The 23,140-nt window shown below is 60.1% G+C and carries 21 protein-coding genes; 15 read left to right on the forward strand and 6 right to left on the reverse strand.

Going from position 1 to position 23,140, the window contains the following annotated elements:
* Positions 1-52 precede the first annotated feature (52 nt).
* The gene (locus Q2T52_RS24730) at positions 53-703 is read right to left on the reverse strand and encodes a hydrolase (protein ID WP_302079665.1); all 651 of its coding nucleotides are present in this window, start codon (positions 701-703) and stop codon (positions 53-55) included.
* A gap of 334 nt (positions 704-1,037) precedes the next feature.
* Between Q2T52_RS24730 and Q2T52_RS24735 the strand changes: the two genes are divergently transcribed.
* The 4 genes from Q2T52_RS24735 to Q2T52_RS24750 are packed head-to-tail and all read left to right on the forward strand — an operon-like array spanning position 1,038 to position 5,223.
* Positions 1,038-2,108 (forward strand): ABC transporter ATP-binding protein, encoded by a 1,071-nt coding sequence (locus tag Q2T52_RS24735; protein WP_302079597.1) that lies wholly within the window; start codon positions 1,038-1,040, stop codon positions 2,106-2,108.
* 44 nt (positions 2,109-2,152) lie between these two features.
* The gene (locus Q2T52_RS24740; protein ID WP_302079598.1) at positions 2,153-3,391 is read left to right on the forward strand and encodes an extracellular solute-binding protein; all 1,239 of its coding nucleotides are present in this window, start codon (positions 2,153-2,155) and stop codon (positions 3,389-3,391) included.
* A gap of 57 nt (positions 3,392-3,448) precedes the next feature.
* Positions 3,449-4,369 carry a carbohydrate ABC transporter permease gene (locus Q2T52_RS24745; protein ID WP_302079599.1) on the forward strand — a complete coding sequence of 307 codons (921 nt, stop codon included), beginning with the start codon at positions 3,449-3,451 and terminating at the stop codon, positions 4,367-4,369.
* Positions 4,366-5,223 (forward strand): carbohydrate ABC transporter permease, encoded by an 858-nt coding sequence (locus tag Q2T52_RS24750; RefSeq protein ID WP_302079600.1) that lies wholly within the window; start codon positions 4,366-4,368, stop codon positions 5,221-5,223. Before Q2T52_RS24745 ends, Q2T52_RS24750 begins: the two co-directional genes overlap by 4 nt.
* Before the next feature lie 14 nt (positions 5,224-5,237).
* Here the strand turns inward: Q2T52_RS24750 and Q2T52_RS24755 are convergent, their stop codons facing one another.
* Positions 5,238-6,086: a MurR/RpiR family transcriptional regulator gene (locus Q2T52_RS24755; RefSeq protein ID WP_302079601.1), complete on the reverse strand. Its 849-nt coding sequence runs from the start codon at positions 6,084-6,086 to the stop codon at positions 5,238-5,240.
* Positions 6,087-6,238: 152 nt separating this feature from the next.
* On the opposite strand from Q2T52_RS24755, the gene murA reads away from it, so the two are divergent.
* The 9 genes from murA to Q2T52_RS24800 all read left to right on the forward strand — a co-directional run bounded on the left by murA (position 6,239) and on the right by Q2T52_RS24800 (position 16,700).
* Positions 6,239-7,495 carry a UDP-N-acetylglucosamine 1-carboxyvinyltransferase gene (gene murA, locus Q2T52_RS24760; protein ID WP_302079666.1) on the forward strand — a complete coding sequence of 419 codons (1,257 nt, stop codon included), beginning with the start codon at positions 6,239-6,241 and terminating at the stop codon, positions 7,493-7,495.
* A complete protein-coding gene (locus tag Q2T52_RS24765; RefSeq protein WP_302079602.1) occupies positions 7,492-8,379 on the forward strand; it encodes a glucosamine kinase nucleotide-binding domain-containing protein in 888 nt (295 codons plus the stop codon). The genes murA and Q2T52_RS24765 overlap by 4 nt, the downstream gene beginning before the upstream one ends.
* A gap of 115 nt (positions 8,380-8,494) precedes the next feature.
* On the forward strand, positions 8,495-9,436 hold the full coding sequence (gene murQ, locus Q2T52_RS24770; RefSeq protein ID WP_302079603.1) for an N-acetylmuramic acid 6-phosphate etherase: 942 nt from the start codon (positions 8,495-8,497) through the stop codon (positions 9,434-9,436).
* 29 nt (positions 9,437-9,465) lie between these two features.
* Positions 9,466-10,980 (forward strand): ABC transporter substrate-binding protein, encoded by a 1,515-nt coding sequence (locus Q2T52_RS24775; RefSeq protein WP_302079604.1) that lies wholly within the window; start codon positions 9,466-9,468, stop codon positions 10,978-10,980.
* 33 nt (positions 10,981-11,013) lie between these two features.
* A complete protein-coding gene (locus Q2T52_RS24780; RefSeq protein WP_302079605.1) occupies positions 11,014-11,973 on the forward strand; it encodes an ABC transporter permease in 960 nt (319 codons plus the stop codon).
* Positions 11,973-12,815: an ABC transporter permease gene (locus Q2T52_RS24785; protein ID WP_302079606.1), complete on the forward strand. Its 843-nt coding sequence runs from the start codon at positions 11,973-11,975 to the stop codon at positions 12,813-12,815. Before Q2T52_RS24780 ends, Q2T52_RS24785 begins: the two co-directional genes overlap by 1 nt.
* Positions 12,812-14,563 carry an ABC transporter ATP-binding protein gene (locus tag Q2T52_RS24790; RefSeq protein WP_302079607.1) on the forward strand — a complete coding sequence of 584 codons (1,752 nt, stop codon included), beginning with the start codon at positions 12,812-12,814 and terminating at the stop codon, positions 14,561-14,563. The genes Q2T52_RS24785 and Q2T52_RS24790 overlap by 4 nt, the downstream gene beginning before the upstream one ends.
* The gene (locus tag Q2T52_RS24795; protein ID WP_302079608.1) at positions 14,560-15,588 is read left to right on the forward strand and encodes a serine hydrolase domain-containing protein; all 1,029 of its coding nucleotides are present in this window, start codon (positions 14,560-14,562) and stop codon (positions 15,586-15,588) included. The genes Q2T52_RS24790 and Q2T52_RS24795 overlap by 4 nt, the downstream gene beginning before the upstream one ends.
* Positions 15,585-16,700, forward strand: a complete 1,116-nt coding sequence (locus Q2T52_RS24800) for an anhydro-N-acetylmuramic acid kinase (protein WP_302079609.1) — start codon at positions 15,585-15,587, stop codon at positions 16,698-16,700. The genes Q2T52_RS24795 and Q2T52_RS24800 overlap by 4 nt, the downstream gene beginning before the upstream one ends.
* Before the next feature lie 11 nt (positions 16,701-16,711).
* Here the strand turns inward: Q2T52_RS24800 and prmB are convergent, their stop codons facing one another.
* Positions 16,712-17,632 (reverse strand): 50S ribosomal protein L3 N(5)-glutamine methyltransferase, encoded by a 921-nt coding sequence (gene prmB / locus Q2T52_RS24805; RefSeq protein ID WP_302079610.1) that lies wholly within the window; start codon positions 17,630-17,632, stop codon positions 16,712-16,714.
* A 93-nt stretch (positions 17,633-17,725) separates the two neighbouring features.
* Between prmB and Q2T52_RS24810 the strand changes: the two genes are divergently transcribed.
* Positions 17,726-18,547 (forward strand): pseudouridine synthase, encoded by an 822-nt coding sequence (locus Q2T52_RS24810; protein ID WP_302079611.1) that lies wholly within the window; start codon positions 17,726-17,728, stop codon positions 18,545-18,547.
* Between the two features lie 228 nt (positions 18,548-18,775).
* Complete coding sequence (locus tag Q2T52_RS24815; RefSeq protein WP_302079612.1) at positions 18,776-19,432, forward strand: AAA family ATPase; 657 nt, start codon at positions 18,776-18,778, stop codon at positions 19,430-19,432.
* Between the two features lie 22 nt (positions 19,433-19,454).
* Here the strand turns inward: Q2T52_RS24815 and Q2T52_RS24820 are convergent, their stop codons facing one another.
* The 3 genes from Q2T52_RS24820 to Q2T52_RS24830 all read right to left on the reverse strand — a co-directional run bounded on the left by Q2T52_RS24820 (position 19,455) and on the right by Q2T52_RS24830 (position 23,103).
* Positions 19,455-19,955, reverse strand: a complete 501-nt coding sequence (locus Q2T52_RS24820; protein WP_302079613.1) for a hypothetical protein — start codon at positions 19,953-19,955, stop codon at positions 19,455-19,457.
* Positions 19,956-20,032: 77 nt separating this feature from the next.
* The gene (locus Q2T52_RS24825; protein ID WP_302079614.1) at positions 20,033-21,697 is read right to left on the reverse strand and encodes an ATP-dependent nuclease; all 1,665 of its coding nucleotides are present in this window, start codon (positions 21,695-21,697) and stop codon (positions 20,033-20,035) included.
* 167 nt (positions 21,698-21,864) lie between these two features.
* Entirely contained in the window at positions 21,865-23,103 is a 1,239-nt protein-coding gene (locus Q2T52_RS24830) for a saccharopine dehydrogenase family protein (RefSeq protein WP_302079615.1), read from the reverse strand.
* Positions 23,104-23,140 lie beyond the last annotated feature (37 nt).

Consider the following 23,140-nt stretch of genomic DNA (forward strand, 5'->3'; position numbering starts at 1 on the left):
CGGGGGTGCATCGCCCGCTTCCGAGCGATGCAGGTCATCAGGCGGGATGATCTCAATGACCTTCGGAGGCGCCAAACATGGTCTTGGCGTAGATGATGCCGAGGCCATAAGAGCCGCCGAACTTTTTCGCGATGCCCGTCGTCATGTCGTAGGTTTCGGTGCGAGCCCAATCGCGCTGCAGTTCGAGAAGATACTGGAGCGACGTCATCGGCTGCGCGCCGGCCTGCACCATCCGGTCCATGGCGCGGTTATGCGCTTCATCCGATACGTCGCCGCAGGCATCGGCAATGACGAAGACCTCGAAACCCTGATCAATCGCCGAAAGCGCCGGGCCGACGATGCACACGCCCGTCCACAGGCCGGCGAGCACAATGCGCTTCTTGCCGATGCGGTTGACCTCTTCAATGACGGCCGCATCTTCCCAGGTGTTCATGGAGGTGCGGTCAAAAAGCTTCTGGCCGGGGAAGGCATCGGTAATTTCGCTGAACATCGGGCCGGAGAAGCTCTTTTCCGCAACCGTCGTCAGGATCGTGGAAACACCAAAACCCTTGGCGCCGTTGGAAATGAGGGCCGCATTGTTGCGCAGGTTGACGGCATCAATGCTCTTGGTGGCGAAGGACATCTGGGACTGAAAGTCGATGAGGATCAGCGTGTGATCGGTCGGCTTCAGCAGCTTCGAACCGGGGGTCGGGGTCGCGGTGATGGACATTGTGCTCTCCTGGGCTTTGGCCTTGGTTGGCTGGGTTGTTCTTGATGTCCCCCTTATGACGCGGGAGGCCCAAAACCTGCTTGTAGGGAAGTGGCTCCATTTGGACGATCCAACTGTCGGAGCACGCCCACCGACAACACGTTTTCGGGAGAGACAGGAAGCTGCCGTGAGGCGTGACGCGTTCGGATGAGCCCGCCTCAATATGTGGCAATAATTTTTTATTCGAAAAATTCTTTTTATTAGGAATTGAAAATTCCGTCTTTGTTTGTCACTGTGCACCGAAACGCGGCCGAAGACCGTGGGGAGAAGGTAAACAGAGAGGACGAACGTGGCACAACTGTCGCTGCGCGCCATCAAGAAACGCTTCAAGACAACCGATGTCCTGCACGGCATTGACCTGGAGGTGCAGGATGGCGAACTGGTGGTGTTCGTCGGCCCGTCCGGCTGCGGCAAGTCGACCCTGCTTCGCCTGATCGCCGGCCTTGATCCCATCTCCGATGGCGAGTTCTGGCTGAATGGCCAGCTGATGAACACCATCGCCCCTTCCCGCCGGGGCATCGCCATGGTGTTCCAGTCCTATGCGCTTTATCCGCATATGGATGTCTACGAGAACATGGCCTTCGGCGCACGCCTGATGGGCCTTTCCACGCCTGACGTGGAAGCGCGCATTGCCGAAGCGGCCCGGATGCTGAAGTTGGAACCGCTTCTGAAGCGCAAGCCCCGTGAGCTTTCCGGCGGTCAACGCCAGCGCGTCGCGATCGGCCGGGCGCTGGTGCGCAAGCCGAAGCTTCTTCTTCTGGATGAGCCGCTGTCCAACCTGGATGCGGCACTGCGCTCGGAAGTGCGCCTGGAAATCGCCCGCCTGCACCGGGAAATCGGCGGTACCACCATTTACGTCACGCATGACCAGGTGGAGGCGATGACGCTGGCCGACCGCATAGTCGTCATGAACCAGGGGCGGATCGAGCAATTCGGCTCGCCGCGCGAGCTTTACGAGCATCCCGCCAATACCTTCGTGGCAACCTTCATCGGTTCACCCAAGATGGCGCTCCTGCCTCTGACGCGCGAGGGCGATTCGCTGAGATCGGCAGGCTATGGTGCGCTCGTGCCCACCCATCTACCGGCAGCCGCAGAGCGCGAATTGCTGGTTGGCGCGCGGCCTGATGCCTTCGTCATCTCTCCAGGTTCGGAAGGAAACGGCTTAGAAGGTCGGGTGGTCTATACCGAATATCTCGGCGACAATGCCTATGTCTATGTGCGGCTCGGGGATGACCAACTGGTGTCCGTGCGGGCAACGCCTGAGACGAACCTTCCGCCGGATACGCCCGTTCGCCTGGATATCCTGCCCGGCAAGGCGCACTACTTCAGCCGTCAGACCCAGCAGAGGATCGCGGCATGACGCAACCAACAATCAGAACACATCAAAAACAGTGAGAGGAACAGATGAAAAAATTCGTCATCAGCGCCGCTTTGGCTCTTGGCTCGCTTGCCTCCGCCCTGCCCGCCTTTGCGGCGGACCTGACGTTCTGGACGTGGCGCCAGGAAGACAAGGCGCAATATGAAAAATTCTTCAAGGAATTCAACAAGGACAATCCGGATATCACGGTGAAGTTCGAGGCCTTCGAGGCGACGAGCTACAACACGATCCTGTCAACGGCGCTGGCCGGCGGCACGGGTCCGGACCTGATGATGACCCGCACCTATGGTGGCATCGAAAGCCTTGCGGGCGCCGGCTACCTGATGCCCCTCGACAAGACGAAGATCCCGGCGCTGGAAGGTTTCTCCGAGCCGGCTCTCGCCTCCGAGACGATGCGCTCCAACAAGACGCTCTATGCTGTTCCGGCCGCCAGTCAGACCATGCTCGTGATCTACAACAAGGAGATCTTCGAGAAGAACGGCATTTCGGAGCCCGCGAGCTGGGATGAATTCCTGAAATCCTGCGAGAAGCTGAAGGCCGCCGGCGTGATGCCTTTTGCCAACGGCACCGCCACCGGCTGGCAGAATGAGACGATCGTCTCGGCACTCACCTCCTCCATCATGGGTAAGGCCTTCTATGAAGACCTGATGGCGGGCAAGACGACCTTCAACGATCCGCGCTATGTCGCGGCCATCGGCAAGCTCAAGGAAATCTCCGCCTATTTTCCGGATGGCTTCATCGGCCTTGATTACGCATCCGCGCAGCAGCTCTTCACGTCAGGCATGGCCGCGATGTTTGCCGGCGGCTCCTTCGAGCTCGCAAGCTTTGCCAAGCAGAACCCCAGCCTGAAGATGGGTGTCTTTGCCGCGCCCAGCCTCAAGAAGGAAGATCCGAAGCTGGTCGGCCTGTTCTTCGACTCCGGCTTTGCCGCAAATGCCAAGACGAAATCGCCGGACGCCGCGCTGAAGTTCCTGAACTATGTGGCGAACAAGAAATTCGCCCAGGCCTTCGCCAATGATCTCAGCAACGTCTCGGCGGTGCCGGGCGTCACCTTCGACAGCCCGCTGCTGGCCCGTGTCGCTGAGCTCAACAAGCAGTCCATTCCCTACATGACGCTTGTCAATTTCCGCTACGGCGAGCCGACCGGCTCAAACCTCATCCAGGCGGGCGTGCAGAAACTCTTGAACGGACAGGCAACGCCGGAACAGGTGGGCAAGTCGATGACCGACGGGCTGTCGGCCTGGTATGCACCGTTCAAGAAGTAAGCCTGTGGCCCGGTCTTCAAAGGCCGGGCTCCTTTCATCATTCAACTGGCGGATCGAATGTTCACCACCCGGCTGACCGGACGGAACCTGTGGATCGCGGCGCTCATCCTGCCGCCGCTGGCCTTCATGTGCCTGTTCCTCGTCTATCCCATTCTGTCTGCCTTCGCCTATGCCTTCTATGAATGGCACGGGCTGGCGCGGGGTGAATTCATCGGGCTCGCAAACTTCCACAAGGTGCTGTTCGAATATCCGTTTTCGGAGCGCACGGTGAATGCCTTCGTGCACAACATCTTCGTGTTCTTCGCGCTGATGGTGCTGCAGAACGGTGTGGGTTTCGTGCTAGCTTATTGCCTGTGGCGCGAGCTACCGGGCGCCCGCTTCCATCGCATCGCGGTCTTCCTTCCGGTCGTGCTCTCCACCGTCATCGTCGCCATCCTCTGGAAGCTGTTCCTGCATCCGCTGTTCGGTGTCGTGAACATCTCCCTGCGCGGCTTGGGGCTCGGCTTCCTCGCACAGCCCTGGCAGGGGCAGGATACGACGGCGCTGACCGCCATTGTTGTCGCCAATGCCTGGCACATGGTGGGCTTTCCGACCCTCGTTTTCCTGGCGGGCATGCAGCGCATCCCGACCGAAATTCTCGATGCCGTGCGCATGGAAACAGAAAGCGAATGGGTGAAGGTGCGAAAGATCGTTTGGCCGCTGGTGGCACCCAGCGCGACCGTCGTTTTCACACTGCTCTTTGTCAGCGCCTTCAACTTCTTCGAACTGCCCTTCCTGATGGGCGGCGTCGATGGCTCGCCGCACGGCGCAACGGACGTTCTGGGCCTTTATTTCTATCGCACCGCCTTCGGCAGCATGTCGGCATCCGCCGAAAATTTTGGGCCAGGTAGTGCGCTCGCCGTGCTGATCTTCCTGTTCATCGCCATCCTCTCCAGCGCTATCACGCTGTGGCTGCGCAAGCGGGAGATCCAGCTATGACGACCAAGACCTACGACCATCGTCCCGGACTGCTAGCAACGCTTGGCCGTGACGGCCTGATCCAGATCATCCTGATCGCCAACAGCTTCATCATGCTGGCGCCGATCGTCATCATGATCTTTTCCGCCTTCAAGACGAATGCGGAAATCTTCCGCTCGCCCTTCGCGCTGCCTGATTTCACCAATGTCACCAGCATCATGAAGATCTGGAGCGGCACGAATTTTCCGCTCTATCTCCTCAACTCGTTTATTGTCGCGGCAAGTTCAATCGCCGTGATCCTGACGCTCGGGACGATGGCCGCCTATGCGATTGCACGCTACGAATTTCGCGGCGCGAACTTCATCCTGCTGTTCTTCCTGGCGGGCCTGACCCTGCCGCTGAAGCTTGCCATCATTCCGCTGTTCATCCTGATGCGGGATCTGGGGCTGCTCGACACGCGCTTCTCGCTGATCTGCATCTATGTGGCGACGGGGCTTCCGACCACCGTCTTCATCATGACCGGCTTCATCCGCACCCTGCCGAACGAGCTTGAGGATGCGGCCCGCATGGATGGCGCCAGCGAAGCCCGCATCATGTGGTCGATCATGCTGCCGTTGGTTAAACCTGCCATGGTGATTGCCGGCATCCAGAACGCGGTGCCGATCTGGAACGACTTCTTCTTCCCGCTGATCTTCATCCAGAAGGACAGCCTGAAAACCCTGCCGCAAGGGCTGACCACCTTCATGGGCGAATATGGCACGGACTGGGGCGTGCTGTTTTCCGGCCTGACGCTCTCGGCGCTGCCGGTCATCGTGCTCTACATCATCCTGTCGCGGCAGTTCATCAACGGCATGACCGCCGGCGCGGTGAAATAGAGCGGCCCGCGATGTCAGGATTTGAGCACCGCCACCGCCGCCTCGCTGTTGTGGATGTAGTCATGCGCATCGGCCTGGTTGCGGACAACCAGAATGAACAGAAGATCCGTCAGCGCCAGTTGCGCATCCCGCGAGGTGATCGCCGAGGAGCGAACGCGTTCCTCGTCCGCAATCGTGTAAAGCTGGATATCGGCCAGTTCCGCCAGCCGGTTGCTCTGCAGCCCGGTCATGGCGATGATCGTCGCACCGCGCTCGCGCGCCAGTTCCGCCACCCTGAGCGTCTCAAGGCTCGCCCCGGAGTAAGAGAGCGCCACCAGCACGTCGTCAGGCGTCAGCGTCGCGGCATTAGCCAGCTGCACATGCGTGTCGCTGTCCAGCAGCACCATGCGGGCGAGCTTCTGCAGCTTGTAGGAAAAATCCCGCGCCACCAGCGAGGAGGCACCGACGCCAGCCAGATGGATGCGGCGGGCGGAAGTGAGCGCCTGCACGGCGCGCCCGATCGTCTCCTCGCTATTGACCTGCAGCGTCTGCTGCATGGAGGCGATCTTGCTCGCCGCCAGCTTGTGCAGGATGGTCATGTAGCTATCGCCCACATCGATCGTGCCATGGATCATGCCCGCCGGCACCTGCCATCCTTGCGCATTGGCCTTGGTAACGGCGAGCTTCAGCTGCTGGTAGCCGCCATAACCCATCTTCTGCGAGAACTTGACGACGCTGGATTGGCTGCGCCCGGTGGCGGCCGCCAGCTCCGCGGAGGAGAGCGACAGCATCCGTTCCGGGTTGTCGACAATGAACTGGCCGATCTGCCGGTCAGCATCCGTCATGTCGTCAAGCTTGGCCCTGATAATGTTGAGAACCGACATGCACGCTCCGCTGAAAATGGAAGGCGGCGCCTGATGCGCCATTTGGAATATATCATTCCCGAATCTGAAATCGTCAGGAATAATAGCGCGGATTGGCGCGCTGCCCAAGAGCATGGGCAGACGGCTGTTCGTCGGGAAAGGAACTGATGCCCATGGACCAGTTGCGGATCGTCGGAGGCAATCGCTTGAGCGGTGCTGTCTCCATCGCCGGCGCCAAGAACGCCGCCCTGCCGCAGATCGCCGCCTCGCTTCTGAGCCCCGTACCGCTGGAGCTGACGAACCTGCCGAGGGTTTCCGATGTCGAGAACATGCTGCGCATCGTTCAAACCTACGGCGTTCAGGTGACCCGCGAGGGCCACAGCACCACGCTCGATACCGCCTCGCTGGAAGTGCGCGAGGTGGATTACGACACGGTGCGCCGCATGCGCGCCTCCATCCTCGTTCTGGCGCCGCTTCTGGTGCGGTTTGGAAAAGCGCGGGTCTCGCTTCCCGGCGGCTGCGCCATCGGCGCGCGTCCTGTCGATATGCATCTGAAGGTGCTCTCGGCGCTCGGCGCCGATGTTTCCATCGATGGCGGTTACATCATGGCCGATGCGAAGGGTGGGCTGAAGGGTGCCCGCATCGTGTTGCAGGGCCCGTCGGTCGGCGCCACGGAAACAGCGATGATGGCAGCGACGGGTGCATCCGGCGAAACGGAAATTCTGAACGCCGCCCGCGAGCCGGAAGTGGTGGATCTCGCCGCCTGCCTTTCCGCCATGGGGGCGAAGATCGAAGGGGCTGGCACCCACCGCATCCTGATACAGGGTCCGGCAGAATGGCGCGCTGCCAGCCATCACGGCATCCCTGACCGTGTCGAGGCCGGCACCTACGCCGCCGCGGTCACCATTGCCGGCGGGCAGCTGGAGCTGGTCAATGCGCGGTTGGAACACCTCGCCTCCGTGTTTCAGGTGCTGGAAAGCGTCGGCACGACCATCTGGCCCAGCGACCGCGGCATCGTCATCAGCGGGCCGGACAAGCTCGCACCCATGGATCTCACCACCGAGCCCTATCCCGGTTTCCCCACCGATCTGCAGGCACAGTTCATGGCGATTGCCTGCCGCGCGGAAGGGGCCAGCCTGTTTCGCGAAACGATCTTTGAAAACCGTTTCATGCATGTGCCGGAACTGAAGCGGCTGGGGGCGGATATCACGCTCACCGGCTCATCGGCCTTGGTGCGCGGCGGCAAGCCGCTGCGCGGCGCGCCTGTCATGGCAACGGATCTTCGCGCCTCCGTCTGCCTCGTGCTGGCGGGTCTCGCCGCCGAAGGCGAGACGATCGTCAATCGCGTCTACCATCTCGATCGCGGCTATGAGCGGCTGGACCGTAAGCTCGCCCAATGCGGCGTTGAGATCGAGCGGATTTCCCAATGAGCGCGGAGAAGCGTCCCATTCGCTATTTGCTCGGCGTCGATGGCGGCGGCACCGGCTGCCGCGCCCGGATCGTCGACCTTAAAGGCAACACGATGGGACAAGGGCTCTCCGGCCCCGCCACCACGCGGCTTGGTGTGGCGGGCGCGTGGGCCTCCATCATGAAGGCTTGGGCCGCCGCCGCCGAGGATGCGGGGCTGGACCCGGAAGCAGCGCCGGAGGTTCAGGCAGGCATCGGCATTGCAGGCGTCAGCCGCAAGGGTGCCCTGGAAGAGCTACACGCCCTGCCCCACCCCTTCGCCGGCATCAGCTTCATCAGCGATGGCGCCGGCGCCTGCCTCGGCGCCCATTCGGGGCGTGACGGCGCTATCGTGATTGCCGGCACCGGCTCGATCGGCCTGGCATTCGTGGACGGGAAAGAACTGCGCGCCGGCGGGTATGGCTTCCCGATTTCCGACGAGGGCAGTGGCGCGGATCTCGGCCTGAAAGCGATCCAGCTGGCCTTGCGCGCCTATGACGGGCGGGTGGAACAAACGCCGCTGCTGCGTGAGGTGATGGCCCGCTTCCATGATACGCCGGCCACCGTGATCGGCTGGATGGATGGCGCGACCGCAACGGATTACGCCACGCTCGCCCCCATGGTGATGCGCCATGCTGATCAGGGCGATCCGGCCGCACGGCGCATCGTGCAGACTGCGGCCGAGCAGATCGACGCGCTGGTGAGGCGCATGTTCGACTACGGCGTATCACTTGTCACGCTGCTGGGCGGTCTTTCCGGCCCCATCGAACCTTGGTTGTCGCCGGACGTTCGCCGCCGCCTGAAGCCGGCGGATGGCGATGCCGTGTCGGGTGCGATCATTCTTGCCGAGAGGAGCATCGCCAAGTGATCACACAGGGCAAAAATTCGCACGCGACGATTGGAATAATTTATTCCTCATACCGATTGACGACCGGAATATTCGGTTCTACCAATATCAGAACATGCAAGAGCGAGCAGGTCTCATGACACACGATCCCCTTCTCTCCGAGCTCGAAAAGCTGGTTTCGGAAGCGCGCAATCCGAAGTCCATGGAGATCGACCTGCTGCCTTCAGAAGGCATTCTCCGGGTGATGAATGACGAGGACAAGAACGTCCCTCTGGCAGTGGAAAAGGTCATTCCCGAAATTGCAAAAGCCGTCGATCGCATCGTTGCCGCCTTCCAGTCCGGCGGGCGCCTGATCTATATCGGCGCCGGCACCAGCGCGCGGCTCGGCGTTCTCGACGCCTCCGAATGCCCGCCCACCTTCAGCGTGCCGGAGGGCATGGTGGTCGGCCTGATTGCGGGCGGCCCGAAAGCCCTGCTGCAGGCGGTGGAAGGCGCAGAAGATGACCCGGAACAGGGCCGCGAGAACCTCGAAGCCATCGAACTCACCGCCAACGACGTGGTGGTCGGCATCGCCGTCAGCGGCCGCACGCCATACGTGATCGGCGCGCTGCAATATGCCAAGTCCATCGGTGCGACGGCGATCTCGCTGACCTGCAACCCGGATTCCGTGCTTTCGGAGATTGCCGATATCGCCATTTCCCCCGTCGTCGGGCCGGAAGTGGTGACGGGCTCGACACGGTTGAAATCCGGCACCGCGCAGAAGCTAGTACTCAACATGCTGACAACGGCCAGCATGATCCGCATCGGCAAGACCTATGAGAACCTGATGGTCGATGTCAGCATCAGCAACAAGAAGCTGCAGGCGCGGGCCCTGCGGATCGTGGCGGATGCCACCGGCTGTTCCTTCGATGAGGCAGAGGATTATCTTCGCCGCGCCGACAACAATGTGAAGCTTGCCATTCTGATTGCACTCACCGGCATGGGGGCCGAGGAAGCCGAGCAATCGCTGAAAAACGCAGGCGGTTACCTGAGAAAAGCAATAGAAGAGACGCAGCACCGCAAAGCTGCGCGCATGTGAAGACCGTATAAACAGAGGGAGAATGGGACATGACACTGAAACTGACGCGCAAGCTCATGGCTTGCATTGCTCTTGCTGCCGTCATCGGCGGCACAGCCGTTCAAGCAAACGCCGCAACGCTGAAAATGGCCTGGTCGCAGGATGCCACGGGTCTCGACCCGCACAAGCAGACAGCCTTTTCCTCGATCCGCCTGCTGGAACTCATCTATGAGCCGCTGGTGCGCCTCGACCCGGACCTGAAGGTAACGCCAGGCATTGCCACCTCCTGGACATTTTCGCCCGACGCCAAGACGCTGACCTTTAAGCTGGACCCGAAGGCGAAGTTCCACAATGGCGCGGCAGTGACATCTGCGGACGTGAAGGCGTCTTACACGCGCATTCTCGACCAGGCGACGGGTGCTGCCGCACGCGCCAATTACCTCTCGATCGCGACCATCGACACGCCCGACGACCAGACCGTCGTCTTCAACCTGTCGCAGCCGGATGTGCCGCTTCTCTCGGCCATGAGCAGCCTCAATGCGGCGATCGTACCGGCTTCGGAAATCGCAGCCGGCAAGGTCGGCACGTCAGCCATCGGCTCCGGCCCCTTCAAGCTGAAGACGTGGGAGCCGAATGTGAAGGAAGAGCTGGTCGCCAACCCGGATTGGGCAGGCGGCAAGACCGGCGTTGACGGGATCAATATCAGCGTGCTGCCGGATGAAAGCGCGATCCTCGCCGCGCTTCGCGCCAAGCAGGTGGATTTCGCCCTGCTGAATGATCCGCTGGTCGCCACGCTGGTGCCTAATGTGCCGACGCTGAAGCTGAACCGCGTTCCCGTTCTCGCCTATCACGCGCTGCAGCTCAACCCATCGCGCAAGCCGATGACGGAACTCGCCGTGCGCCAGGCCATCTCCTGCGCCATCGACCGCAAGGATGTGCTGGATACCGCCCTCCTCGGCGAGGGCAAGTTGACCGGCCCGCTGACCATGCCGGACTTTCGCTCCAACACGGACGACCTCTTCTGCTACAAACGGGATCTTGCCAAGGCGAAGAAGCTGATGGCCGATGCGGGCTACAAGGACGGTTTTTCCGCCACCGTGATTGCCGCAACCGGCGAACCGCCGACCGCCGCCTCCGAGGCTCAGGTCATCCAGTCTCAGCTGAAGGAAATCGGCATCAAGCTCGAAATCAAGCTGATGGAAACGAGTGTCTATGTCGACACCTGGTTGAAGGGCGATTTCGACATGGCGGTGGCGCTGAACGGCGGCCGTGCCGACCCTTATCCGATGTATAATCGCTACTTCACCAAGGCTGGCAACCTGCAGAAAGTGTCCAACTACATCGACGACACGCTGGATACGCTGATGCAGCAGGGCCGCGTTGAGACCGATCCGAAGAAGCGCAAGGAGATCTTCTCCGCCTTCGACAAGCACCTGACGGAAGTCTCCCCCTGGATCTGGCTCTACACCGGCTACAGCTACACCGCGCAGCAGCAGAACGTGCAGGGCTTCGTGCCCTCGCCCGATGGTTCGCTGTTCAGCCTCGCGCGCGTCTCGGTCAAGTAACCGGGACAGGCGCAAGACGGGAATGTTGATGCCATGAATTACCTGACGCGACGCCTTGTGACCTTCCCGCTGATCATGCTGGGGGTCTCCGTGCTGGTGTTCGTCGCCATCCGCATGGTGCCGGGCGATGCCATTACGGCCATGCTTGGCACCGAAGCGGGGTTGCTGACACCGGATCAGCGAAAGGCGCTGGCAGGCTATTTCGGCATCGATCGCAGCTGGACCGCGCAATACTGGCATTGGCTGCTGGGCGCGCTCCAGGGCGATCTCGGCCTCTCCGTCACCAACGGCAAACCGGTTCTGGATGTGATCCTCAGCCGGTTTCCGCTGACCATCGAACTGGCGCTGCTCGCCGTCGTGATCGCGCTTTGCATCGGCCTGCCGCTCGGGGTCTTTGCAGCGACCCGCAATCAGAAGCCTTCCGATCTTGCCGTGCGCATCTTTGCCATGCTCGGCCAATCCACACCGAGCTTCGTGATCGGCCTGTTGATCCTTTATATCCTCTCCAGCGTGTTCGGCATTCTGCCAACCATGGGTTCCGCCGTTTCTCTCTTCGAAGACCCGATCGGCAATCTGAAGCAACTCATTCTTCCGGCCCTAACGCTCGGCTTCTCTTTCACCGCCTCGGTCACCCGTATTTCCCGCTCCGCCATGCTGGATGTGCTGAACGATGATTACGTGCGTACTGCCCGCTCCAAAGGCGTTCCGGCGCTTCAGGTGATCTGGCGGCATGCGCTGCCGAATGCGCTGATCCCGGTCGTGACGCTGAGCGGTGTCGAATTCGGCTATCTCTTGGGCGGCGCGGTGCTGGTCGAAAAAATCTATGCCCTGCCCGGCCTTGGTCGCCTGGCGCTCGATGCCATCCTGCAGCGCGATTATGCACTCGTGCAAGGCTGCGTGCTGTTCGTGGCGCTCAATTTCATGATCGTCAATCTCCTCGTCGATCTCGCCTATGCGGCGCTCGATCCGCGTATCCGGCTGGGAGGGCGCTGATGGCCGATCTTCTGCGCGGACTCTTGAGGCATCCCAGCGGCCGCATCGGCGGCGCGATCGTTGCGCTCTACATCATCGTTGCTGTTCTCGCGCATCTGGGCGTAACACCTTACGATCCGATCCAGCAGTTTCGCATCGACCGGCTGAAGCCGCCAAGCGGCGCCCACTGGATGGGCACCGACATGTTCGGTCGCGATGTGTTGAGCCGGCTGATGGTCGGCATCGGCCAATCCTTCCTCGTCGCCTTCGCCTCGGTCGGCATATCGGCCGTGATCGGCACGGCGCTCGGCCTCACCGCCGCCTGGTTCGGGCACCTGTGGGACGGTGTCGTGATGCGGCTGATGGATATTCTGCTCGCCTTCCCGGCGGTACTACTGGCTCTTCTCATCATCGCCGTCATCGGCCCCGGAACCGGCACCAGTGTGATGGCGATCGCCTTCGTCTATACGCCGATCTTCACCCGCGTGGTGCGCGGACCGGCACTCTCCATCAAGTCGCGCGATTTCGTCGATGCAGCGCGAACCTTCGGCAGCAGCCGCGTTTATATCCTGACCCGACATCTGATGCTGAACCTCGTGGCGCCGCTGACGGTGCAGGTGACGCTGGCGCTGGCATGGTCGCTTCTGACGGAAGCGGGCCTGAGCTTCCTCGGCCTTGGCACCCAACCGCCCGCCTCGTCGCTCGGGCTGATGCTATCCGAAAGCGGCAACCTCATGGAAATGGCGCCCTGGCTGCTGGTCTTCCCCGGCATTGCCATCATGCTTGGCATTCTCGGCTTCAACCTGCTGGGCGATGCGCTGCGCGATATTCTCGACCCGAAAACCCGGAGTGCGCTCGCATGACCCCGCTTCTTTCGGTGCGCGATCTTCGCGTCGGCTTCGGCAAGGGCGATGCGGTCAAGGAAATCGTTCATGGCGTAAGCTTTGATCTTCACCCCGGCGAGACGCTGGCCATCGTCGGCGAAAGCGGTTCGGGAAAATCCGTCACGGCGCTTTCCATCAACCGGCTGATCGATTACGGCGGCGGACGCATCCTCTCAGGTGCAATCGCGCTACGGACGCGCAAGGGCGAAGCACTCGACCTGACACAGACCAGCCCGCAGCGGATGGAAAAAATCCGCGGTGCGGAGATCGGCATGATCTTCCAGGAGCCGATGACCTCGCTGAACCCGGTGAAGACGATCGGCTGGCAGCTGGAGGAAGCCTTTCGCCTGCATCGCGGCCTTTCCGGCGCGGCCGCGCATAAGGCGGCCATCGAAGCACTGGAGCGTGTTCGCATTCCCGACGCTGAACGGCGGCTTGGCTACTATCCGCACCAGCTCTCCGGCGGCATGCTGCAGCGGGTGATGATCGCAATTGCGCTCGCCACCAACCCGCGCCTGTTGATCGCGGACGAGCCGACCACGGCGCTCGATGTCAGCGTGCAGGCGCAGATCATGGCGCTGCTGGCGGAATTGAAGCGCGAAACCGGCACGGGCATGATCTTCATCACGCACGACATCGGTCTTGTCGCTGGCATTGCCGACCGTGTGCTGGTGATGCAGGCGGGCGACGTCGTGGAACAGGGGCCACTCGATCAGATCCTCGACGCGCCGCAACACCCCTATACCCAGCATCTCCTAAAAGCCGTGCCGCATTTCGCTGGTGGCGAAGCGGTGCGCCATGACTTCCGGCGCGTCGATGCCCTGAAGCAACGGCCTGCACTGACGGTGGACGATCTCACCGTCCGCTTTCCTGTGACCTCTGGCCTGTTACGGCGGAAGACAGGCGCGGTGCATGCGGTGGAGTCGGTCAGTTTCGACCTCATGCCCGGCGAGACGCTGGCGATTGTTGGCGAAAGCGGCTCCGGCAAATCCACCACCGCCCGCGCCCTGCTCGATCTCGTCCAGCCGGTACGCGGTTCCTTCGAGGTGCGGGGGCTGGAAGGCAAGTCGCAGCACCGGCCGGTGCAGATGGTGTTCCAGAACCCTTATGCCTCTCTCAATCCGCGGCTCAATGTCGAAAGTCTTCTGGCGGAACCCGTCCGCGCGGGGGGTGGCAGGCTGACCAGCGCCATGCGTGACCGCATGACATACCTGCTTGCGCGGGTCGGCCTGCCGACAGACAGCCTGACGCGTTACCCGCACGAATTTTCCGGCGGCCAGCGCCAGCGCCTTTGCATCGCACGCGCCCTGATGGTCGACCCGTCCGTGCTGGTGCTGGACGAGGCGGTGTCCGCACTTGACGTGTCGGTTCAAGCCAAGGTGCTGGAACTGCTGGTCGATCTGCAGAAGGAACTGCATCTCGCCTATCTCTTCGTGTCCCATGACATGGCCGTGGTGGAGCGGATCGCACACCGCATCGCCGTCGTCTATGCCGGGCAGATCGTGGAAATGGGGGATGCGGCGGCTGTTCTTTCCAACCCGCAGCATTCCTATACGCGCCGCCTGATCGCCGCCGTTCCAACGATCGAGCGCCGCCGCGAGCGCTTCGAGCTCGATACAAGGTCCGTGCCGTCGCTCGTCAAACCGATAGGCTACGAACCACGAGAAGCATCCTGGATCTCCTATGGTCCCGATCACAAAGCTCGCGCAGAGGAGCTGTCAGCATGAGCCAGTCCCCTGATCTGCATCAGGCCTTCGAGGCAGCCTTCACCCTTCTGCAGGCTTCCGTTGAAGCGGGCAAAATCCCGGGCGGTGTGCTGGGCATCCATGATCTGAAACATGGCCGTCTCACCCGCGCCGTGGGTCTTGCCCAGAAGGAGCCGGACCAGCGGGACATGGATGTCGAGACCTGGTTCGATCTCGCTTCGCTGACGAAGGTGATCTTCACCACGCCCCGCATTCTGGGGCTGGCGGCGCGAGGAGTCATCGATCTCGATGCGCCGATCACCTCTGTCATTCCGGATTTTCGCCAATATGCGCCGGATGCCTGGGAGCGTGCAGTCACCTTCCGCCAATGTCTTGGCCACCGCACCGCCTTTCCTGCCGTCGAGCCGATCTATACCTATGGCGGCGACCCGGAGCGCCTGCGCGCATTCGTGCTGCAACGGGAATGGAAGGCGGGACCCTCCGTCTATTCCGACATCAATTTCATCCTGCTCGGCATTGCCCTGGAGCGCCTCGGCGGAGAGACGATCCGCGTCATGGACCCGGGCCCCGGCTTTTCCTTCACGCCCGATCCGGCGATCACCGCGGCGACCGAACGCTGCGCCTGGCGCGGCCGCGTAATGGTGGGCGAGGTGCATGACGAGAACTGCTTTGCGTTGCAAGGTTCCGGTCACGCCGGTCTGTTCGGCACGGTCGATGCCGTCCTGGATTTCGCCACAGGCGTGCTGGAAGATGACGCGAAAGGGGACGAGATCGTCAAGCTGATGCGCACGCCGCTGTCTGCCACGCGCACCCATGGCTGGGAGAGGCCCTATCGTGGCTGGTCCGGCGGCGATCACTGCAACGCTTCGGTCATCGGCCATACCGGCTTCACCGGTGTCGCGCTCTGGGTGGATGTCGACAATGGCCGCACCTGGACGCTGCTGACAAACCGCGTGCATCCGACCCGCCATTTTGATAGCGGCATCCTCGGCTTGCGTGCAGGAGTGAGCAACGCCGTCAACGCGATGAATGGGAGGACTGCATGAACCCGATCTGGACCGTCGGCCTGATGACCGGCACCGTGCTCGACGGCAATATCGACGTGGCACTGTTGAAGACCGATGGCGAGCGGATCGTGGAGTTCGGGCCTTTCACACTGGCGCCCTACCCGCAGGAAACGCGGGCGCTGCTGGAAGAGACGCTGCAGGCCGCTCGCGCCTGGAACTTCGAAGGTGCGGAACCGGAAATCTTTGCCAGGGCCGAGAAGGTGCTGACCGAGGCGCAGTCGCATGCGGTGCGGCAACTGGTGGAACAGGTTGGCCTGACCATGGCTGATATCGGCGTCGTCGGCTTCCACGGCCAGACGGTGCTGCATCGCGCGCCCACGAAGGATCGCATCGGCGCGACCCGCCAGCTGGGGGATGGCGCGCTGATGAGCCGCATGCTGGGCTGCAAGGTGGCCTATGATTTCCGCAGCACCGATGTCGCCGCCGGTGGACAGGGCGCGCCGCTGGCTGCCTGCTATCACGCAGCGCTGTTGAAAGACGTCGCGATTGATGGCGACAGCGCCGTGCTCAACCTGGGCGGCGTTGCGAATGTTACCTGGACGGACGGCAAGGACCAGCTTGTCGCCTTCGACACCGGCCCCGCCAATGCTCCGATCAATGATTTCATCAAGCGTCACGGCAAGGGCGAGATGGATCGCAACGGGCAATATGCCCGCCAGGGCAAGGTGGATGAGGAGCGGCTGGCCCGCCTGCTGACCCACCCTTACCTGACCGCCCGCTACCCGAAATCGCTCGACCGCTTCGATTTCACCGCAGACATGGCGGGCGATCTCGGCCTGGAGGATGGCGCGGCAACGCTGACGGCGTTCACTGCCTCCGCCGTCGGCAAGGCGCTCGATCTTCTGCCCACACGTCCGAAGCGACTGATCGTCAGCGGTGGCGGTCGGCACAATCCTGTTCTGATGGAAATGCTGGCGGACCGCGCCAAGGTCGAGGTGATCCCGGCGGAGAAATTCGGCTGGCGCGGGGACGCGGTGGAAGCCGAATGCTTCGCCTTCCTTGCAGCGCGTGTGCTGCGCGGCCTGCCCATCAGCTTCCCCAGTACGACGGGCGCGCCGGAGCCAATGACGGGCGGCAAGCTGGCGGGGTAATCACCGGATAATCAGTCTGTAATACCCAGCGCTTCGGCGGAAATCCAGAACACGGCATCCTGCGATTCCGCCGTTTCCAGCCAAATGAATTCCAGATCCGGGAATTCCTCCTCCAGAATTTCGCGGCCCGAGCCGATCTCGCAGATCATGCCGCCATGCGGGTTGAGATAGGAGGGCGCCTGCCGCAGGATTTCGCGCACCAGATCCAGTCCGTCTTCGCCGCCATCATGCGCCATGCGGGGTTCGGCGCGAAATTCTGCCGGATAGCCTTCCAGCGCATCGTGATCCACATAGGGCGGGTTGGTGATGATCAGATCATAGGTACGGCCTTCGAGCGGCTGGAAAAGATCGCCCTGGAAGAGCGTCACCTGATTTTCCACCTCATGAGCCGCAACATTCAGCTTTGCCACCTCAAGCGCATCGGCGGAGAGATCGACCGCATCGACAGTGGCCGTCGGCATGAACTTCGCCGCCAGCACGGCCAGGCAGCCGGAGCCGGTGCAGATATCCACCACGCTTTCGACGGTCATGGGATCGGGCAGGAAATTGGAGCCTTGCGGGTTGAGATATTCGGCAAACAGGATTTCGCCGATATGCGAGCGCGGCACGATGACCCGCTCATCCACGATGAAGCGCACGCCCTGGATATAGGAGCGACCGGTAAGGTAGGCGGAGGGCTTGCGGGTGGTGACGCGCGCTTCGATACGCTCTGCCAGAAGCCTGCGCTCCGGCATCAGCAGGCGGGCATCCAGGAACGGATCGAGCGCGTCAATCGGCAGATCGAGCGAATCGAGAATGAGAAAAGCCGCGTCATCGCTGGCCGTGGTGGTGCCGTGGCCGTAAGAGAGATCGGCGGCATTGAAACGCGAGATCGCATAGCGCCAGTAATCGCGTAACGTTACGAGTTCCGTGACAATATCGTTCTGGTTCACCATCGCCTCACTTTCAAACTGTTGCCACCTCCCTTATTGCGAAAGAGGTGGCGGGGCAACGGCGCAGTGTCGGCCCAGGCCAAGGACTTTAGGATGAAGAACAGCCGCAACCGCCCGACATCAAGGCCACTGACCGGAAAGTCTCCGCCTGCGAAGCGCTCGCCTGGCGAAAGCGGCAAACGTGCGACGCTGCCGCGTGCGCTTTCCAAACTCGGATTTTGCTCGCGGGGAGAGGCGGAGAAACTGATCGCGGAAGGCCGTGTCAGTCTCAAGGGCCGGGTCGTGACAAGCAAGGAAACCTGGGTTGATATTGAGACGGATACGATCTTCGTGGACGGCAAGCCGGTGGCCGCGGAAAAGCCCGTGTATCTGATGCTGAACAAGCCGCGCGGGCTGGTGACGACGCGCCATGACCCGGAGGGCCGACCGATCGTATTCGACTGCCTGAAGGACCATGCCCACGCCCATCTTTCCGCCGTTGGGCGGCTTGACAAGGCGAGCGAAGGCCTTCTGCTTTTCACCAACGATACCGGCTTTGCCAATGCGCTGATGGACCCGGCGACGCATGTGCTGAAAACCTATCACGTGCAGATCAACCGCGTGGCCGATGCGGCCCTGATCAATGCCATGCGGGCAGGCGTTCAGGAAGGAGGCGAGTTTCTGTCCGCCAAGCGCGTCTCATTGCTGCGCGAAGGCGAGAGAAATTCCTGGCTGGAAATCGTGTTGCACGAGGGCAAGAACCGGCAGATCCGCCGCATGCTGGATGCCAATGGCGTCGAGGTGTTGCGCCTCATCCGTGTCGCAATCGGAGGTCTCGAACTCGGAGATCTGGAAAAGGGAGTGGTGCGTGCGCTGACGGAAGCGGAGGTCGCTGGTCTGCGACAAAAGACACCCAACCAGCAAAGAGACCTCTAAATTTCGATCTTTCCATATAATGATCAGATCCTTGTAAGGTTTTACTCCTCTTTTGCCTGAATTGATTGTGAAGAATTTATGACATACGCTTCATGAGAATCAGTTCCGCAACGCTATCCGTGGTTGAACTGGGGGCAAGCATCAGTCTGTTGTCAGAGAGGAGGACGTCAGGTTGTATCGCTACTGTCGGCGTTGGCTTCACTTTTCTCCTCATGGTTTCATTCGTTCATGATCATCAGTATCGCCAATATCAAGGGTGGTTCCGGCAAGACGACCAGTTCGGCTTTACTGGTGTCCGGCCTGCTGCAGCAGGGACATAAAGTTGCCACGCTGGATTGCGACCCCCTTTCGCCTTTTCATGACTGGATGTCGGAAGTTGCAGGCAAGACAAATTTAAGTGCCCGGGCGACAAAGACAGCCGATATCCCGCGTCATCTGGAAAGCTTCCGCAACAAGGCAGATTACATCGTGGTGGATCTTTCTGCGGCATCCGATGCAACGAATGCACTGACCTTTGCACTCTCCGATTTCGTACTCGTGCCTATGCAAGGGTCCGCTGTCGATGCACGCGGTGCGCTGCACACTCTTCAGCTGCTTCAGCTGGTGGGGGAAAACCGGCGGGCACCCATAAGTTCGGCTGTCGTGCTGACGCGGCTGAACCCGATGGTACTGACCCATTCAGCCCGGCATGTTGGCGCCGTGCTCTCCGAACGGCACATTCCGCTGCTCGATGCGGCAATCCTGGAGCGCAGCGCCTATCGCGACATGTTCATCACCATGTCCTCGCTCTTCCGGAGCGAAAACCGGAAGATCCATAATTTGCAAAAGGCGAGAAACGATATCCTCTGCCTAACGGAAGCGGTCAAGCGGCGGCTCACGCATTGAAGACATACCGGTAAGTGCGGCGTTACCGCCACTCATGCAGCTCGGCACCCATCAGCGGACGGGTTTGCGCCAGCGGTATCGTGTCTGAAACATGTTCGGCGTAGGCCGCTGCATCGGCTCTATCGTTGAAACCGATAAAGATCATGGAGAGTGAACGCGCCCTGGGTGCGCCTTTCTTGCGATAGGCAAAACGCACCGCGCAGCAGGGATAGGTTTCATCCAACACGGTGCCAGCGGGCAGATCATCCGATAACGCGAGAAACTCGCCGAGGCCGAAGAAACGATCGATCGCGGCAAAGGCTGCGGCCTGCGTGATCTGGCGGTTTTCCGTGGCACTCGGCGCGCGGCCCCAGAACAGACTGTCGGTGACGCCCTTGGCCCGCTTCATCTCATAGACGACCATGCCACCCGAGGCCGCCAGTTCCAGATGCACGTCAAAGGTCTGGAAGCGTTCCGGCTGGCGATCAAGCTCGGTCAGTATGTCTCGCAGTTCGGCAATCAGATCGGCATAGAAGGCAGGCATGGGAGGGCTCGGCGTTGTTCGGATGGGGCGCGTGTAGCATGGGAAGCGGGCGGGAAGATATGTCAAAATAAGAAGAACTATACTTCCAGATATCGCATGCCAGCGCGTTCACTATCCAGAAGCCACTTCGAAATTTGTCTTATCAAATACCACACATCATCGTCTGCAGGATAAATGTAGTCACTGCTCTCAGGATCAGAGCCCAGCTTTGCGAATATGCTCGCGAGCCACTCCTCCTTCCTCGATGCTACCCCTAGTGCTCTCAGCCAACTTTCGAGTTGTCCTCCCCTTACCGTGAAAAGGCCATAGCGCTCCATCTGATCGAAAAATTCCTTTGCAGACGCAAACTCGTGCCCCACAAGAGCGCGTATGCCACCAGATGTCTCATATTTGTGTGCCGATTTCTCAAGAGAAGATCTAACCTTACGGCGGAATTCCAATTGTGAGGTCCTCATGTCGTAAGGAATGCCGGAGCCCGCTAAATATTTCTGTCCCACCCTTCCATCCTCTTTGACCCAATCTACGTCCAGGATCATAGCTGTAGGGATACCGATCTGTCGCAGAATGCGCACGATATGCGGGGCCTGCTGTTTGTTATGTGCGTTGAGAAAGGAGGCATGCCTTATGCCGCCAATATCATAGGTATTTATTCGATTATTGATCTCTTCGTAAAAAGCTCGGTCAGAGTCACCTTCAACAACGACAGCACTCTCGAAAAATAGTGCTTCGAGAACGCCGATTGACTTCAGCAACGGATCGTTCATTAAAATACGCAGCTGCGAAGCAGGTAGATGTCGAGCGGTGGCTTTTTGCGCCTTATGGGTCAAACGCACTATATCAATAGGCACGCCCACAGATATACAACCCATAAGGAAATGTGGGCTGTGCGTCGATACAAAGAGCTGTTTTTTATTTGACAAATTTCGAGCTATTGCTCGTCCTAGCAAATAGGCAAGAGAAGGATGTAGAAATGCCTCTGGCTCATCGATGATTAATATGTCGTGATGTCCAGCCAACACTTCGCACAGAATACCAATAAATGCTTTTGTTCCATCAGAGGCCTTCTCCACATGCAAGCAGTTACTGAAAAAATGGATCGAGTCGGGTCCGAATGACCGGCTTAGCATGTCGTCGGGGTAGGTATTGGCTAGTGCATATCTGAACGCTGACATCATTGTTGGGTCAATAACTAGGTATTGACCGAATGCTTCATATACCAGTTCTGATACCTTTTTCCTCAACTGATCATCGAGGAACAAAGCTGCAATTGTTGAATAGGGCCTTTCTGCCAAATTTTGAGCGCCGCCAGAGCCTATCATTCCAAGCCTATTCTGGCCGTCCAGATTTAAGACAAAATGGCGTATAAATGATTGGTATACATACTGACTCTGCTTTCCCGCATTGGTGTGTATGCTTTGCCTCAAGTGTTGATAATTGACTTCTTGTCTATCGCCTCTCCATCCGAGGATTTTGTTTCCAGGTTGACTGACAGGAAGTTCCGAAAAACTGAGGTCTTCAAGCTTTTTATCAATTTCCGCGTGATCAAACCTGGAATGGATAATGTCATCAAAAATAAAACGAACGGAATGATCGCCGCGCAAACTTTGGTTGATTTCTCTGAGCGCAGCACTCTTCCCTCCGTTATTGGGTCCAATGAATATTGTTATGTTATTTGCGTTCAATGTTAGAGGCTGCCCGTTATATTCAGAGCCTGCCTTAAAATTCAGCGTATCTATTTTCATAATTTGCCCACAACCTTGAACGTGAATTGATTACAATCCACCTTTTTTGGGTTGTCCACCCTCGTGGGACTTAACGGGGCTAAAGGTCCCATTGAAGCTTCATCTAACCAAAAACCCCGCCGGATCGCTCCAGCGGGGTCATATCTCTCACCAGTCGCGAACGCAGATCAGAACTCGACAGGACGATCGCCGTCTTCGTCCTGGATGCGGGTCGGAAGACCGATCTTGTTCAAGAGGTTGATGAACGGCTTGGGTGGCAGTTCTTCCACATTCGCCATCTTCTTCACATCCCATTCGCCTGTGGCGACCAGCATGGCGGCTGCGACCGGGGGAACGCCGGCGGTATAGGAAATGCCCTGGCTGCCCACTTCGTTATAGGCGTCCTTGTGGTCGGCGACGTTGTAGATGAAGACGGTCTTTTCCTTGCCGTCCTTGAAACCCTTCACATAGTCGCCGATGCAGGTCTTGCCTTCGTAATTCGGGGCCAGTGATGCCGGGTCCGGCAGGCAGGCCTTGACCACCTTCAGCGGCACGACTTCGGAGCCATCGGCCAGCTTGACCGGCTGTTCGGACAAGAGGCCGATCGACTTCAGCACGGTGAAGACGTTGATGTAGTGGTCACCAAAGCCCATCCAGAAGCGCACATCGGCGCCATCCATGTTCTTCGACAGCGAGTGAACTTCGTCATGGCCGCAGAGATAGGCCTTGCGCTTGCCCACGACCGGCAGGTCATATTCCTTGCCGATCTCGAACATCTTGTTTACCTGCCACTGGTTGTTCTGCCAGGAGTAGACGACGCCGGTGAATTCGCGGAAATTGATTTCCGGGTCGAAGTTCGTGGCGAAATATTTTCCGTGGCTGCCGGCATTGATGTCGACGATATCGACATCCGTCACCTTGTCCAGGTACTCATCCTTGGCGAGACGCGCATAGGCGTTGACGACGCCCGGATCGAAGCCTGCGCCGAGGATGGCGGTAATGCCCTTTTCCTCGCATTCGGCGGCACGCTTCCACTCGTAGTTTCCGTACCACGGCGGGGTCTCGCAGATCTTGTTCGGCTCTTCGTGGATGGCGGTGTCGATATAGGCAACGCCGGTATCCATGCAGGCGCGCAGCACCGACATGTTGAGGAAAGCCGTGCCGACATTGATGACGATCTCGGTGCCGAGCTTCTTGATCAGCGCCTTGGTGGCCTCGATGTCGAGCGCGTCGAGCGCATGCGCTTCCAGCACGCCCGGCTGCTTCATCGCCTTCTTTTCATGCACCGAGGCGATGATCGCATCGCACTTGGCCTTGGTGCGCGAGGCGATATGGATATCGCCCAGCACGTCATTGTTCTGGGCGCATTTATGCGCCACGACCTGGGCGACGCCACCGGCGCCGATGATGAGCACGTTCTTCTTCATGATGAGGACTTAACTCCTTGCGTCCAATCGTCAGATG

It is taken from the genome of Rhizobium oryzicola (assembly GCF_030504645.1).
GTDB classification, from domain to species: domain Bacteria; phylum Pseudomonadota; class Alphaproteobacteria; order Rhizobiales; family Rhizobiaceae; genus Neorhizobium; species Neorhizobium oryzicola.

Bases quoted from the DNA above. Each gene is read 5' to 3' on its own strand.
- Q2T52_RS24765 (WP_302079602.1), top strand. From the start codon at position 7,492: ATGAGCGCGGAGAAGCGTCCCATTCGCTATTTGCTCGGCGTCGATGGC.
- Q2T52_RS24750 (WP_302079600.1), top strand. From the start codon at position 4,366: ATGACGACCAAGACCTACGACCATCGTCCCGGACTGCTAGCAACGCTT.
- Q2T52_RS24825 (WP_302079614.1), bottom strand. From the start codon at position 21,697: ATGAAAATAGATACGCTGAATTTTAAGGCAGGCTCTGAATATAACGGG.
- Q2T52_RS24810 (WP_302079611.1), top strand. From the start codon at position 17,726: ATGAAGAACAGCCGCAACCGCCCGACATCAAGGCCACTGACCGGAAAG.
- murQ (WP_302079603.1), top strand. From the start codon at position 8,495: ATGACACACGATCCCCTTCTCTCCGAGCTCGAAAAGCTGGTTTCGGAA.
- Q2T52_RS24830 (WP_302079615.1), bottom strand. From the start codon at position 23,103: ATGAAGAAGAACGTGCTCATCATCGGCGCCGGTGGCGTCGCCCAGGTC.
- Q2T52_RS24790 (WP_302079607.1), top strand. From the start codon at position 12,812: ATGACCCCGCTTCTTTCGGTGCGCGATCTTCGCGTCGGCTTCGGCAAG.
- Q2T52_RS24815 (WP_302079612.1), top strand. From the start codon at position 18,776: ATGATCATCAGTATCGCCAATATCAAGGGTGGTTCCGGCAAGACGACC.
- Q2T52_RS24755 (WP_302079601.1), bottom strand. From the start codon at position 6,086: ATGTCGGTTCTCAACATTATCAGGGCCAAGCTTGACGACATGACGGAT.
- Q2T52_RS24775 (WP_302079604.1), top strand. From the start codon at position 9,466: ATGACACTGAAACTGACGCGCAAGCTCATGGCTTGCATTGCTCTTGCT.
- Q2T52_RS24785 (WP_302079606.1), top strand. From the start codon at position 11,973: ATGGCCGATCTTCTGCGCGGACTCTTGAGGCATCCCAGCGGCCGCATC.
- Q2T52_RS24780 (WP_302079605.1), top strand. From the start codon at position 11,014: ATGAATTACCTGACGCGACGCCTTGTGACCTTCCCGCTGATCATGCTG.
- Q2T52_RS24800 (WP_302079609.1), top strand. From the start codon at position 15,585: ATGAACCCGATCTGGACCGTCGGCCTGATGACCGGCACCGTGCTCGAC.
- Q2T52_RS24795 (WP_302079608.1), top strand. From the start codon at position 14,560: ATGAGCCAGTCCCCTGATCTGCATCAGGCCTTCGAGGCAGCCTTCACC.
- Q2T52_RS24820 (WP_302079613.1), bottom strand. From the start codon at position 19,955: ATGCCTGCCTTCTATGCCGATCTGATTGCCGAACTGCGAGACATACTG.
- Q2T52_RS24745 (WP_302079599.1), top strand. From the start codon at position 3,449: ATGTTCACCACCCGGCTGACCGGACGGAACCTGTGGATCGCGGCGCTC.
- Q2T52_RS24740 (WP_302079598.1), top strand. From the start codon at position 2,153: ATGAAAAAATTCGTCATCAGCGCCGCTTTGGCTCTTGGCTCGCTTGCC.
- murA (WP_302079666.1), top strand. From the start codon at position 6,239: ATGGACCAGTTGCGGATCGTCGGAGGCAATCGCTTGAGCGGTGCTGTC.